Here is a 13,156-nt window from a genome sequence, read left to right as displayed (position 1 = left end):
TTTGAGAGGAGATCGTGTTGAAATGGAAAGAAGCTTATCAATGGAATTGGTTCGGGTTACTGAAGCGGCGGCTTTAGCATCTGCCAGATGGATGGGCCGCGGGAAAAAGGATGAAGCCGATGATGCGGCGACAAGCGCCATGCGTGACGTGTTTGACACGGTGCCGATGAAAGGCACGGTCGTTATCGGGGAGGGCGAGATGGACGAAGCGCCGATGCTTTACATCGGCGAAAAGCTCGGAAACGGCTACGGCCCCCGCGTCGATGTCGCCGTCGATCCTCTTGAAGGCACAAACATCTTAGCCAGCGGTGGCTGGAATGCGCTGACGGTGATCGCGGTCGCTGACCATGGAACACTGCTGAACGCTCCTGATATGTATATGGAAAAAATCGCGGTCGGACCTGAAGCGGTAGGCTGCATCGATATCGAAGCTCCTGTCATTGATAACTTAAAAGCTGTTGCGAAAGCGAAAAACAAAGACATTGAAGATGTCGTGGCAACCATTTTATATCGCGACAGACATGAAAGAATCATCTCTGAATTGCGTGAGGCCGGCGCCAGAATCAAACTGATCAACGACGGTGATGTCGCGGGCGCCATCAATACGGCCTTTGACCATACGGGCGTAGACATTCTCTTCGGCTCAGGAGGGGCACCTGAAGGCGTGCTGTCTGCCGTTGCGTTAAAAGCGCTCGGCGGTGAAATCATCGGCAGACTTCTGCCGCAAAGTGCGGAAGAGCAAGCCCGCTGTGAGCGGATGGGCCTCGATGTCTCCAAAGTGCTCCGGATGGAGGACCTTGTGAGGGGGGACGACGCCATTTTTGCGGCAACGGGCGTAACGGACGGAGAGCTTTTGAAAGGCGTTCAGTTCAAAGGCACAGTCGGCACGACCGAAAGTCTGGTTATCCGGGCGAAATCAGGAACAGTCCGATTCGTTGACGGAAGACACAGCCTGAAGAAAAAACCAAATCTTGTGATCCGGCCATAAATAGAGAAAAAAGCGGGACTTTCCGTCCCGCTTTTCTTTTGCAAAAAAGAGTCAACCCTATCATTTATATGTCAAAGCATTATTTAAGTTGAATAATTTTTTAAAATGAGGTAAAAATAAAGAGTGCTGCGATTTTTCTGTGTCATTCCTTCTTTTGAGTACTGGGAAATTTTCAAATTCTACCGCATACAGACGATATAAATATTGATCTTCTCAAGTTTTTGTCCTCGCTTCCTTCAAAACTCATTAAGACAATCCTTTTTAAAAAAAGCGCCGATCATGGGTGGAAGTGTTACCGATAGAAGTTCCTGAATGTTTTATAAAAGAATGTGCTTTGGCGGAATCATGCAAAGCAGCCGATTTGAATGAAAACAGCAATACATTGACTATGAAAAGCGTGGTGTTTTTTATGAAAGACGTATCTATTTCCTCTTTGGAAAATATGAAATTAAAAGAACTGTACGAACTGGCAAGACATTATAAAATCTCCTATTACAGCAAACTGACCAAAAAAGAATTAATCTTTGCCATACTGAAAGCCAACGCCGAGCAGGAGGATCTTCTGTTTATGGAAGGCGTGCTCGAAATCATCCAATCGGAAGGGTTCGGCTTCCTCAGACCGATTAATTACTCGCCAAGCTCAGAAGACATCTACATTTCTGCTTCCCAGATCCGCCGCTTTGATTTAAGAAACGGTGACAAAGTTTCCGGCAAGGTGCGCCCGCCGAAAGAGAACGAACGCTATTACGGACTTTTGCACGTTGAAGCGGTAAATGGCGATGATCCGGAATCCGCGAAGGAGCGCGTTCATTTTCCTGCGCTGACACCGCTTTATCCCGACCGCCAAATGGTGCTTGAGACGAAACCGAATTATCTCTCAACACGGATTCTCGATATGATGGCTCCTGTCGGTTTCGGCCAGCGCGGTCTGATCGTGGCGCCGCCGAAAGCCGGTAAAACCATGCTGTTAAAAGAAATCGCTAACAGCATTACGACAAATCAGCCTGACGCTGAATTAATCGTGCTCTTAATTGATGAAAGACCGGAAGAAGTAACGGATATTGAACGTTCCGTAGCGGGCGATGTCGTCAGCTCCACGTTTGATGAAGTGCCGGAAAATCACATTAAGGTAGCGGAGCTTGTGCTTGAACGGGCGATGCGACTCGTTGAACACAAAAAAGACGTTATCATCCTGATGGACAGCATTACCCGCCTGGCACGCGCTTACAACCTCGTTATCCCGCCAAGCGGACGTACGCTTTCCGGCGGTATTGACCCGGCTGCATTCCATCGTCCGAAGCGCTTTTTCGGTGCCGCGAGAAACATTGAAGAGGGCGGCAGCCTGACCATTTTAGCGACGGCACTCGTAGACACGGGCTCCCGGATGGATGACGTCATCTATGAAGAATTTAAAGGAACGGGCAACATGGAGCTCCACCTTGACCGTTCTCTTGCGGAAAGACGGATTTTCCCGGCGATCGATATCCGCCGCTCCGGCACACGGAAGGAAGAGCTGCTCGTGCCGAAAGAGCATCTTGACCGTTTATGGGCGATCCGCAAGTCGATGTCTGATTCTCCGGACTTCGCAGAGAAGTTTATGAGAAAAATGAAAAAAACGAAAACGAATCAGGAATTCTTCGATCTGATCAACCAAGAATGGAAGCAGGCGAACCTGTCATCATCAGCCCGCCGCTGATAAAAAATGTATTTGCAAATGCAGTAAATGACTGATATAATTCTCTCATATGCGTTCCGGATTCGCTCCGGAATAATAACTCTGTTTCCACATGGGATTCAGGGCGGAAGGAGATGGATACAATGAAAGCAGGAATTCATCCTAATTTCAAAAAAGCAACAGTTAAATGCGCTTGCGGAAATGAATTTGAAACAGGCTCAGTAAAAGAAGAGGTACGCGTTGAGATTTGCTCTGAATGCCACCCATTCTACACTGGACGTCAAAAATTCGCTTCTGCTGATGGTCGTGTTGATCGCTTTAACAAAAAATACGGTCTTAAGTAATAATAGATTTTACAGGCAGGCAAGAATTGCTTCTTGCCTGTTTTTTATGTCTATAAACAGGAAAAAAGGGGAGCGGATAGCCTATGTACATAATGAAGCAAAGCGGATGGCTTGAGCTGATATGCGGCAGCATGTTCTCTGGGAAATCAGAAGAGCTGATCCGCAGAGTGAAAAGAGCGACATATGCGAAGCAGGAGGTTAAGGTATTCAAACCTGCCATTGATAATCGCTACAGTGAGGAAGCCGTCGTTTCCCACAACGGCACATCCATGACAAGCCACGTCATCTCGTCTTCGGCTGAAATATGGGATCATATCAGTGAAAGCACGGACGTCATCGCGGTAGATGAAGTGCAGTTTTTCGGCGAATCGATCATTGACGACTTATCCCGGCTTGCCGATAAAGGCTATCGTGTCATCGCGGCCGGACTTGATATGGATTTCCGCGGAGAGCCGTTCGGCGTTGTGCCGAATCTGATGGCGGTTGCCGAATCGGTAACGAAGCTGCAGGCGGTATGCTCTGTCTGCGGGTCGCCGGCAAGCCGTACGCAGCGTTTAATTGACGGGAAGCCCGCTTCCTATGATGACCCGATCATTTTAGTCGGCGCATCAGAGTCATACGAAGCGAGATGCAGACACCATCACGAAGTGCCGAATAAACAGACTGATAAATAACCCTTTTCATGAAAACATCGGTAAAAGATCCGGTGTTTTTTTGACGTTTTTTCAAATATTGTAGTTAAATAACTTAAAAAAGAGTATGAAAAAATTAAGTAATTTTCATCTCTTGAATTTTCATTTTTACAGGCATAAAATGACTAAGTAATGTAAATAGTTATGAGACATTGTTCGAATAATTGTCAAAAAAAGATATAGCAGATCGCGATCACATTAGCCAAATTGGGTAATTACTTAACTTTGTTAACTATTTGAAGAAAGAAGGAGATTTTCTTGAATAATATTAAAGTAACGAAGGAAGGCAACTTAGAAACTACTTTAAGAGGAAAAGAAGTTCTATCTATCCCTACTTTAAATAAAGGCGTTGCGTTTTCAGCAGAGGAAAGAAAAAGCCTTGGATTAGACGGGCTGCTTCCTCCGACAATTCTGTCTCTTGATGAGCAGGCTAAACGCGCATACGAGCAGTTTCAGGCTCAGCCGGACCGCCTTCGCCAAAACGTGTATTTGAATGATTTGCAAAACCGTAACGAAGTTCTTTTCTTTAAATTGCTTCAAAACCATCTTCGCGAAATGCTGCCGGTTGTTTACACACCGACTGTCGGTGAAGCGATTCAAGAATACAGCCATGAGTACAGAAGACCTCAAGGGATTTACCTTTCTATCGACAATGTGGAAGGCATTGAAGAAGCATTTGAAAACCTTCATGCCACTGCAGGCGATATTGATCTGATCGTTGCGACAGACTCAGAAAGCATCCTCGGAATCGGTGACTGGGGTGTAGGCGGAATTAACATCGCCATCGGTAAATTAGCTGTATACACAGCCGCTGCCGGTATTGACCCAAGCCGTGTTATTCCTGTCGTTCTTGACGTCGGTACGAACAATGAAAAACTTCTGAACGATCCTTTATACATCGGTAACCGCCATGAACGTATCCAAGGCGAACGTTACGAAGCTTTCATTGACGCTTATGTAAAAGCTGCGCTTAAATATTTCCCTAAAGCTCTTCTTCACTGGGAAGACCTTGGAAACAAAAACGCGCGCAATATCATGAAGAAATACAATCATGAAATTCTTACTTTCAACGATGATATTCAAGGTACTGGTGCGATTACGCTTGCAGGTGTGCTTGCAGCGATGAAGAAAACAGGTGCTTCTATTAAAGATCAGCGTGTGGTTGTCTTCGGTGCGGGATCTGCCGGAATCGGAATCGCTGACCAAATCCGCGACACTATGGTGCTTGCAGGTCTTTCTGAAGAAGAAGCTAACAAAGCATTCTACACAATGGACTACAGAGGCCTGTTAGTTGAAGGTATGGAAAACATTCTTGATTTCCAAGAGCCGTACCTGCGCACAGCTGAAGAAATTAAAGATTGGAAACGCGATGAAAATGGACAAATTCCTTTCATTGAAGTGATCCGTCAAGCAAAACCGACGATCTTAATCGGTACTTCAGGCCAAAGCGGCGCATTCAGTGAAGAAATCGTAAAAGAAATGGCAAAACATGTTGAGCGTCCGGTCATCATGCCGATGTCTAACCCGACACCGCTTGCTGAAGCCGTTCCTAGCGATCTTTTCAAATGGACTGACGGTAAAGTTCTTGTGGCAACAGGAAGCCCGTTTGACAATGTTGAGTACAATGGCGTTTCTCATGAAATCGGACAATCTAACAACGCATTCGCGTTCCCTGGACTTGGCCTCGGTTCAATCGTTGTAGAAGCGAAAGTGATTACTCCTGCAATGTTTGCGGCAACTGCTGACGCAATCGCAGAAAGCGTTGATTTTGAAACACCGGGTGCAGGCCTTCTGCCGAGCATGAGCGACTTACAAGAAGTTTCAATTAAAGTTGCGATCGCCGTAGCAGAAACTGCAATTAAAGAAGGCGTGGCAAACCGCATTCCTGAAAATGTAGAACAAGCCGTTCTTGATGCAATGTGGAAACCGCAATACAAACAAGTTGTAGCTAAATAATTTTACGATTAATTTTACAGTCCGAGGGAAAGCTTTTATATAAAGGCTAAAGTATACGGACATTAAGGATTTGGAGGAGAATATTTTGAGCTTCTTAGATATTTTAATCCTCCTGGCACCGATCTTTTTCGTGATCGTGCTGGGTTGGTTCGCAGGTCGCTTCGGAAGTTATGACGCGAAGTCAGCAAAAGGGGTAAGCACCTTAGTTACGAAGTACGCGCTTCCGGCGCATTTTATCGCCAGTATTTTAACCACTTCAAGAAGTGCGTTTTTAACACAGATTCCTTTAATGATCGCTTTGATCATCGGGATCGTCGGATTCTATATCGTCATTCTGCTGGTTTGTAAATTCATCTTTAAGTATGATTTAACGAACTCATCTGTATTTTCTTTAAACTCAGCACAGCCGACATTTGCATTTATGGGTATTCCTGTACTCGGAAGCTTATTCGGCGCAAACGAAGTAGCGATTCCTATTGCCGTAACGGGTATCGTGGTTAACGCTATGCTTGATCCGATTGCGATCATTATCGCTACTGTCGGTGAGTCATCTAAGAAGCAAGACAGTGAAAATGAGAATTTCTGGAAAATGACTGGTAAGTCTATTCTTCACGGTCTTTCCGAACCGCTTGCGGCTGCACCGCTCATCAGTATCATCCTTGTGCTGTTCGGTGTAAGTCTTCCTGAGCTCGGCGATAAAATGCTTGAGCAGCTCGGAAGCACAACATCAGGTGTTGCGCTCTTCGCCGTCGGTGTAACTGTCGGTATCCGCAACATCAAGCTCAGTGTGCCGGCTTTCGGTATCGCTTTGTTAAAAGTTGCCGTTCAGCCTGCACTGATGTACTTGATCGCTCTTGCAGTCGGACTTCCGGCTGACCAGATCACAAAAGCGGTATTGCTTGTTGCATTCCCTGGATCTGCGGTAGCGGCGATGATTGCCACACGTTTCGAAAAACAAGAGGAAGAAACTGCGTCTGCGTTCGTGATCAGTGCGATTTTATCTCTAATCTCACTGCCGATCATCATTGCGCTGACTGCATAATGAAAAGCTCCCTGCTTCAGGGAGCTTTTTTAATTAGAATTGAAATTTAAAAGGCGAAAATCTCGTTTTTTTTCTGGGTTTCTTATGTTCTGAAGAAGCGGCTGTTTCTGAGAGGGGAGCTGTCTGGGCAAGTTCCTGGATGCGGGAGGCCAATGTCTGCAATTCGGCATTGAGGTCGTCGATTTCCCGTCTGTGCTGTAGAAGCTGATAAGACACACCTTCATCCGCCTTTTGTTTCAGCTGGCGTTCCAGCTCAGCTATTCTTGATAGCAGTTGGTCCCCGTCCTGTTTCTCTTTCATGAGAATATCCAGTTTGCGTTCCAGCTCTGCCAACCTTTGTTCGGCGCCGCCGCTGTTTTTCGGCCGCTGCAAAATAAAGCCCGTCCGTTTTTTCGGCTGCCGGGGCACTTGCACGTCCAGCAGAGCAGTGCCTTCAGAAATTTGCCGTTTGACCGATTTCAGCACATCAAGATCCTCAGGCGTAAAGGAATAATGCCCGAGCTCATTCCGTTCAGCCGGAAGATTCAGCTGCTTGACCCACCTTTGCACCGTTTTTGCGGAGACACCGAGTTCTTTCGCGGCCATGTTTGTATTCATGATCACATACCTCCTTTTCAGCTAGGTATTCGACCATGATGCGGCGTTCCCTTCATGTTAGACAAAACAAGAAGGAATTCGCCAAAGAAAGCAATATTTCTTCAAAAAACGTTACGCTTCATACAATTCTAGCGGAAGCTTGTCGGGATCGAAGAAAAAGGTAAAGCGTTTCCCTGTCAGCGGATCGGTTCTGACCGGTTCTGTGTCGATGCCCTTTTCCTTTAACTCCCTGACAGCCGCTTCAAGATCGTTAACAGTGAAGGCGAGGTGCCGGAGACCTGCTGCTTCAGGACGGGTCGGCCGCTCGGGCGGATCGGGAAAGGAAAACAATTCAATCACATATGTGCCGTCCAGCGCCAGATCGAGTTTATAAGACCCGCGCTCCTTTCGATAGGTTTCTTTTATAATGCCGAAACCGAGCGTTTCCGTGTAAAAAGCTTTCGACTTTTCATAATCAGAGCATATGATTGCTATATGGTGGATGGATTTCAGCATATCCGCTCCTCCTTTTTTGTTTCAGTATAGCAGAGGCCGATTGCTTTTGACTGGTGATAAGCCCTATACTATAATGAGAATGTTACGCACAGGAAAACAGAGGTGAAGACCGTGTTAGACCGTTTACAGTCAATTGAACAACGATACGAAAAATTAAATGAGCTTTTAAGTGATCCGGAAGTGGTCAACGATCCGAAAAAGCTTAGAGAATATTCGAAAGAGCAATCTGATATACAGGAAACTGTTGAAGTCTATAGACAATACAGAGACGCATCAGAACAGCTTGCCGATGCGAAAGCAATGCTTGAGGATAAGCTTGATGCCGATATGAGAGAAATGGTGAAGGAAGAAATCTCTGAGCTGCAGGGAGAGACCGAAACCTTATCAGAGCGTTTGAAAGTGCTCCTCATCCCGAAAGACCCGAACGATGACAAAAACGTAATCATGGAGATCCGCGGCGCAGCGGGCGGAGAAGAAGCCGCGCTGTTTGCGGGAAATCTCTACAGAATGTACTCCCGTTATGCCGAAATCCAAGGCTGGAAGACCGAAGTCATGGAAGCAAACGTGACCGGAACGGGCGGTTACAAGGAAATCATCTTTATGATTACGGGAAAAGGCGCGTACTCCAAGCTGAAGTATGAGAATGGGGCGCACCGCGTGCAGCGTGTGCCGGAAACGGAATCAGGCGGCCGCATTCATACGTCTACAGCGACGGTGGCGTGTCTTCCGGAAGCGGAAGAAGTAGAAGTGGACATCCATGAAAAGGATATCCGCGTCGATACATTCGCATCAAGCGGACCGGGCGGACAGAGCGTAAACACGACAATGTCGGCCGTGCGCCTGACGCATTTGCCGACGGGTGTCGTCGTATCCTGTCAGGATGAAAAATCTCAGATTAAAAACAAAGAAAAAGCGATGAAGGTGCTCCGCGCCAGAATCTATGACAAATTCCAGCAGGAAGCCCAGGCTGAATATGATCAGACACGCAAATCAGCCGTCGGTTCAGGCGACCGTTCTGAACGTATCCGCACATACAATTTCCCGCAAAACCGTGTGACGGATCACCGCATCGGACTGACGATTCAAAAGCTGGACCAAATCCTTGAAGGAAAGCTTGATGAAGTGGTTGAAGCGTTAATCGTAGAAGACCAGTCAAGCAAGCTCCAGCAGGCGGAAAATTAAGATGAAGACCGTTTTTGAAGCCCTAAGCTGGGCTTCTTCTTATTTAACCGAAGCGGGAAGAGAAAAAAACGCGGCCGAGCTGCTGCTGTTAAATGATACCGAAATGGATCGGAGCAAGCTTCTCGCAAGTCTGCAGGAGCCTGTCGGCGAGGATGAGCTATACCGTTTCATGCGGCATGTGGAAATGCATAAAGAAGGTGTTCCGATTCAATATATTATCGGGAAAGAACAGTTTTACGGCAGGGAATTCTTTGTGAATGACGATGTTCTCATTCCGCGTCCGGAAACGGAAGAAGTCGTCTTTCATCTGCTGGACAGACAGAAGCGGGTGTTTTCTGAGGGAGAACGCCTGAATGTAATTGATATCGGAACGGGGAGCGGAGCCATTGCAGTGACGCTTGCACTTGAATGCGGACATTTTTCAGTATCGGCTTCGGACATTTCAAAAGAAGCGCTTCAGGTGGCGGAAAGAAATGCGCAAAACCTCGGAGCGGACGTCCGCTTTTTGCAGGGAGATCTGTTGACTCCTTTTATTTCATCAGGAATAAAAGCGGATATTATTGTGTCCAACCCGCCGTATATTTCTGAAGAAGAGATGGCGGAGTTATCCGATATCGTCCGTTTTCATGAGCCGCTTCATGCTCTTACGGACGGCGGAGACGGTTTAAAATTCTACAAGCGGTTTATGGAGGAGCTGCCTCTTGTCATGAAAGATAAAGCGCTTGTCGTCTTTGAAATCGGATATAATCAGGGAAAAGCCGTGAAAGACCTGTTCCGTCATTCCTTTCCGAATGCGGAAGTGGAAGTCATAAAGGACATCAATGGAAAAGACAGAACCGTATCCGCGGTCATCACATCATGAAAAAAGCCTGCCGGTGACGCACACGGCAGGCTTTTGTTACAATGGAAAGAAAATGAAAGGGGTATCCGCCTTGAAAAAAGCATTTGCTTTCGGATGTATACTGGCCGCCGCAGCTTATGCGGCGGGGTTTGTTCTGCCGTTTGGCTTTGACGGCATTTTCGGTGCCGTTACGGCCATTCTTATCATCACAGCGATCATCGTTTCCGGGTTGGCCGTAAGCGGAGCAGAGCAGCGGGCCAATTATCATTCTGAAACAAAAGAAGGCCGGCACGCCCGTTTAAAGATGGCAGCCGTTTTCTTTTGCGCCGCTCTGCCTTCAGCCGTCTGTCTGCTGATTACGCTTCTGTAGCCGGACTTTGTCTTTGCAGCAATACGGAATCCCACACCCAATAGATGGCGGCTGTTAAAACCGCAAAAATATAAAAGGCCGAATTAGAAAACAGAGATTGGCCTGACGGCTGCAACAGACCGAAGATGATCCCGTTTGCGACAAATGACGTTCCTAAATAATAAAGGAAATAAAGCGGATGGAATCTCTTCGGCTTTTTATTCAAAAAGTATTGAAGCGGCAGCGCAAAAATCAAATAGGGAAACAAAAAATAAAATGCCATCGAAATGAAAGCCGCGATAATAAATTGATGAACATACAAAATAGAATAAATGACAGACATACATGCCGCCGACAGAAGCACGGTGTAATTATATTTCATCTGAAAACCCTCCTATCGAAATAATATCGTACCATATTCTGAGTCTGTCAATGCAGATTATCAGCTTGCTAGATTTTTTTCTTCCCGCCGGTTTAAACCTTTTCGGTCATGTCCATAATGAGACTAGATAAAAAAGCACGGAGAGGAACGGTGGGGACCGATGAAACAGACAATGATGATCTGCATATATATTTTTCTTTTATTATCAGGAGCGCTTGCGGGCTTGACGAAAGAAGAAACAGCGCGGGCGTCAGCCAATGAGCCCGTTGTCATACCGGATGAAGCGATACGGCTTCGGATCTTAGCCAACAGTGATAACGATGAGGATCAAACGCTCAAGCGCCAGATCAGAGATGCTGTAAACAAGGAAATCACAGGCTGGGTGAAAGATATCACTTCTATTGAAGAAGCGCGGCGGCTCATCCGTTCAAAGCTTCCTGAAATTAAAGACATCGCCAAACAAACAATGAAAGAAAAAGGTGCGCATCAATCCGTTTCAGTTGAATTCAATAAAATTTCGTTTCCGACAAAGCTTTACGGCAATATGGTCTATCCGGCCGGAAAATATGAAGCGATTTTAATTACCCTCGGCAATGGCGAGGGCGCCAACTGGTGGTGCGTCTTGTTTCCGCCGCTATGCTTCCTTGATTTTTCAAACGGTGAAGCGGTGAAAGATCAGGAAGACGGCGGACAGAAGCAGGAAGAAACGAAAAAACAGACAGAAAAAGTGATGGATGACGTCAAAGCGAAAGCTGATAAAGCGAAGAAAGAAAATAAAGATGACGATGATACAGAAGTGAAGTTTTTCCTCGTCGATTGGATTTCAGATCTGTTTTCCTGAAGCAAAAAGGCATAAATCCGGATTCGATTCATAGATTGGAAGAAAGAGTTGATCGAAACGGAGGGGAAATATATGTTTTATCAGCTGAGAGTGGCAAGAGATCAAGATACGGAGGCGCTGGAGGCCTTTTTGAAAAAGGCTGATACGGCACATGCGGAAATCGATCAGCAGATCAGCCGGTTTATCATGCTGGAGGACAGTGAGAAAGAGATTGCCGCCTGTCTCGGGATCGAAAAATTCAGCGGCGGAAAAGGGCTTCTCCGTTCACTCGTTATGTCGGACAGGCTGAACCAAAGCCATATCGTTACGCTGTTTCAAAGTATGGATGTGCTGTGCAAAAAACATGAAATTCAAGATGTCTACTTAGTCGCCAATCAGCCCTCATCTGCTGAATTTCTGAGTGTGATGGGATTTGAAGAATGCGCCGATGTGCCTGATGAACTGTATACGTCCGAGCATTTCCGCAATTCGTTATGCACAGAAGGTTCGTTTTTGATGGTGAAAACCTCTGCATAACCTCACTTATGCACAAAGTTATCCACTTATCGAAAAGTGTTGTCCACAGTTTGTGGATAACACTTGTTTTATTAAAGGACATCTTTTATACTTTCAAAAGGAATACATGAGAGAAAATAAAGTTTTACCGCTTTAAAATAAGGAGTTTGGTTATACATGAAAACAAGAAGATGGTTTGTGGATTCTTCCGCAAAATTATCCACAACCGATCCCCAGATTACACAAGCCGCGGAATTGCTCCGGCAGAATGAAGTTGTGGCTTTTCCGACAGAAACCGTTTACGGACTGGGCGCTAACGCTGAAAATACGGAAGCCGTAACGAAAATTTATGAGGCGAAAGGAAGGCCGAGCGATAATCCGCTGATTGTGCATATATCTGACATCAGCCAGCTTGATCGTTTTATCAGCCATATTCCTGAAACGGCGAAAAAGCTCATGACGCTTTTTTGGCCGGGCGCGCTGACTCTGGTCTTGCCGTGTAAGCCCGGCGTGCTGTCCCCCCGTGTCACCGCGGGACTTGAGACGGTAGCGGTCAGAATGCCTGATCATCCGGTGGCGTTAGCCCTCATCAGTTCGGCCGGACTGCCGATCGCAGCGCCGAGCGCCAATTTATCAGGAAAACCGAGCCCGACAAAGGCCGAGCATGTGGCTCATGATTTAAACGGCCGCATTGCCGGCATTGTGGACGGCGGAGCGACCGGGATCGGAGTGGAATCAACCGTTCTGTCCTGTACGGGGAAACAGCCCGTGCTGCTTCGTCCGGGCGGCGTGACAAAAGAACAGATTGAATCCGCAGCCGGTCCGGTTCTTGTGGATAAAGGGCTGACCGAAGAAGATCAGGTTCCTATTTCTCCCGGTATGAAATATACACACTATGCGCCTTCTGCGCCGATGGCTATTGCCGACGGCGGCGCCCTGAGAATTCAAGAGCTGGCTGACGAATATAAAAGCCGGGGAAAACGGATCGGCATTCTGACAACAGAGGAGAATGCCGATAGGTACGAGGCTGATTTTATTAAGGTATGCGGCCGGCGCGCCGACCTTGAAACAGTGGCGTCCGCCTTGTACGATGCGCTCCGCAGCTTTGATGATGCAAAAGTGGATATGATTATTTCTGAATCCTTTCCGGACACCGGAGTGGGACTCGCCATTATGAACAGGCTGATGAAGGCTGCGGGCGGCACCGTTATCCATTAACTTGTTCTACCCCTTATCGGACATGCATAAGCTAAACAAGCGGGCACGTCCAAGGGGGT

15 protein-coding genes and 1 pseudogene are annotated in these 13,156 nt (G+C 46.8%); 13 read left to right on the top strand and 3 right to left on the bottom strand.

Going from position 1 to position 13,156, the window contains the following annotated elements:
• The first annotated feature begins 22 nt into the window (after positions 1 to 22).
• The 7 genes and pseudogenes from glpX (at position 23) to AD710_RS06260 (ending at position 6,697) form a co-directional block, all read left to right on the top strand.
• Entirely contained in the window at positions 23 to 988 is a 966-nt protein-coding gene (glpX, locus tag AD710_RS06285; RefSeq protein WP_049627578.1) for a class II fructose-bisphosphatase, read from the top strand.
• 203 nt (positions 989 to 1,191) lie between these two features.
• Positions 1,192 to 1,331, top strand: a pseudogene (locus tag AD710_RS19975) (hypothetical protein); the annotation flags it as partial.
• Positions 1,332 to 1,397: 66 nt separating this feature from the next.
• Positions 1,398 to 2,684 (top strand): transcription termination factor Rho, encoded by a 1,287-nt coding sequence (gene rho / locus AD710_RS06280; protein WP_003151107.1) that lies wholly within the window; start codon positions 1,398 to 1,400, stop codon positions 2,682 to 2,684.
• Between the two features lie 122 nt (positions 2,685 to 2,806).
• Complete coding sequence (rpmE, locus tag AD710_RS06275) at positions 2,807 to 3,007, top strand: 50S ribosomal protein L31 (protein WP_003151132.1); 201 nt, start codon at positions 2,807 to 2,809, stop codon at positions 3,005 to 3,007.
• An 83-nt stretch (positions 3,008 to 3,090) separates the two neighbouring features.
• Positions 3,091 to 3,681 (top strand): thymidine kinase, encoded by a 591-nt coding sequence (locus AD710_RS06270; protein WP_047475873.1) that lies wholly within the window; start codon positions 3,091 to 3,093, stop codon positions 3,679 to 3,681.
• Positions 3,682 to 3,957: 276 nt separating this feature from the next.
• Positions 3,958 to 5,655 carry an oxaloacetate-decarboxylating malate dehydrogenase gene (malS, locus tag AD710_RS06265; protein WP_016937624.1) on the top strand — a complete coding sequence of 566 codons (1,698 nt, stop codon included), beginning with the start codon at positions 3,958 to 3,960 and terminating at the stop codon, positions 5,653 to 5,655.
• A gap of 85 nt (positions 5,656 to 5,740) precedes the next feature.
• Entirely contained in the window at positions 5,741 to 6,697 is a 957-nt protein-coding gene (locus AD710_RS06260) for an AEC family transporter (RefSeq protein ID WP_049627577.1), read from the top strand.
• Positions 6,698 to 6,730: 33 nt separating this feature from the next.
• Here AD710_RS06260 and racA read toward each other — a convergent pair whose 3' ends face one another.
• Complete coding sequence (gene racA / locus AD710_RS06255; protein ID WP_049627576.1) at positions 6,731 to 7,294, bottom strand: chromosome-anchoring protein RacA; 564 nt, start codon at positions 7,292 to 7,294, stop codon at positions 6,731 to 6,733.
• Between the two features lie 111 nt (positions 7,295 to 7,405).
• Entirely contained in the window at positions 7,406 to 7,789 is a 384-nt protein-coding gene (gene gloA2, locus AD710_RS06250) for an SMU1112c/YaeR family gloxylase I-like metalloprotein (RefSeq protein ID WP_045926575.1), read from the bottom strand.
• A 111-nt stretch (positions 7,790 to 7,900) separates the two neighbouring features.
• Here gloA2 and prfA point away from each other — a divergent pair, with 111 nt between their 5' ends.
• The 3 genes from prfA to AD710_RS06235 all read left to right on the top strand — a co-directional run bounded on the left by prfA (position 7,901) and on the right by AD710_RS06235 (position 10,182).
• Positions 7,901 to 8,971 carry a peptide chain release factor 1 gene (gene prfA, locus AD710_RS06245; RefSeq protein ID WP_029575294.1) on the top strand — a complete coding sequence of 357 codons (1,071 nt, stop codon included), beginning with the start codon at positions 7,901 to 7,903 and terminating at the stop codon, positions 8,969 to 8,971.
• Between the two features lies 1 nt (position 8,972).
• Positions 8,973 to 9,833, top strand: coding sequence for a peptide chain release factor N(5)-glutamine methyltransferase (prmC, locus tag AD710_RS06240; protein ID WP_049627575.1), 861 nt, complete (start codon positions 8,973 to 8,975; stop codon positions 9,831 to 9,833).
• Positions 9,834 to 9,903: 70 nt separating this feature from the next.
• A complete protein-coding gene (locus tag AD710_RS06235) occupies positions 9,904 to 10,182 on the top strand; it encodes a DUF5316 family protein (RefSeq protein WP_049628775.1) in 279 nt (92 codons plus the stop codon).
• Here the strand turns inward: AD710_RS06235 and AD710_RS06230 are convergent.
• Positions 10,169 to 10,543 carry a UPF0715 family protein gene (locus AD710_RS06230; protein ID WP_049627574.1) on the bottom strand — a complete coding sequence of 125 codons (375 nt, stop codon included), beginning with the start codon at positions 10,541 to 10,543 and terminating at the stop codon, positions 10,169 to 10,171. The two genes, AD710_RS06235 and AD710_RS06230, sit on opposite strands and share 14 nt — an antisense overlap.
• Before the next feature lie 160 nt (positions 10,544 to 10,703).
• Here AD710_RS06230 and spoIIR point away from each other — a divergent pair, with 160 nt between their 5' ends.
• The 3 genes from spoIIR to AD710_RS06215 all read left to right on the top strand — a co-directional run bounded on the left by spoIIR (position 10,704) and on the right by AD710_RS06215 (position 13,097).
• On the top strand, positions 10,704 to 11,384 hold the full coding sequence (spoIIR, locus tag AD710_RS06225) for a stage II sporulation protein R (RefSeq protein ID WP_049627573.1): 681 nt from the start codon (positions 10,704 to 10,706) through the stop codon (positions 11,382 to 11,384).
• A gap of 72 nt (positions 11,385 to 11,456) precedes the next feature.
• Positions 11,457 to 11,900 carry a GNAT family N-acetyltransferase gene (locus tag AD710_RS06220; protein WP_029575296.1) on the top strand — a complete coding sequence of 148 codons (444 nt, stop codon included), beginning with the start codon at positions 11,457 to 11,459 and terminating at the stop codon, positions 11,898 to 11,900.
• Positions 11,901 to 12,056: 156 nt separating this feature from the next.
• A complete protein-coding gene (locus tag AD710_RS06215; RefSeq protein ID WP_047475864.1) occupies positions 12,057 to 13,097 on the top strand; it encodes an L-threonylcarbamoyladenylate synthase in 1,041 nt (346 codons plus the stop codon).
• Positions 13,098 to 13,156 lie beyond the last annotated feature (59 nt).

It is taken from the genome of Bacillus sp. JFL15 (genome assembly GCF_001184225.1).
Taxonomy (GTDB): Bacteria; Bacillota; Bacilli; order Bacillales; family Bacillaceae; genus Bacillus; species Bacillus siamensis.
The sequence above is the reverse complement of the archived record's forward strand: the minus strand, read 5'-3'. Positions and strand labels throughout refer to the sequence as shown.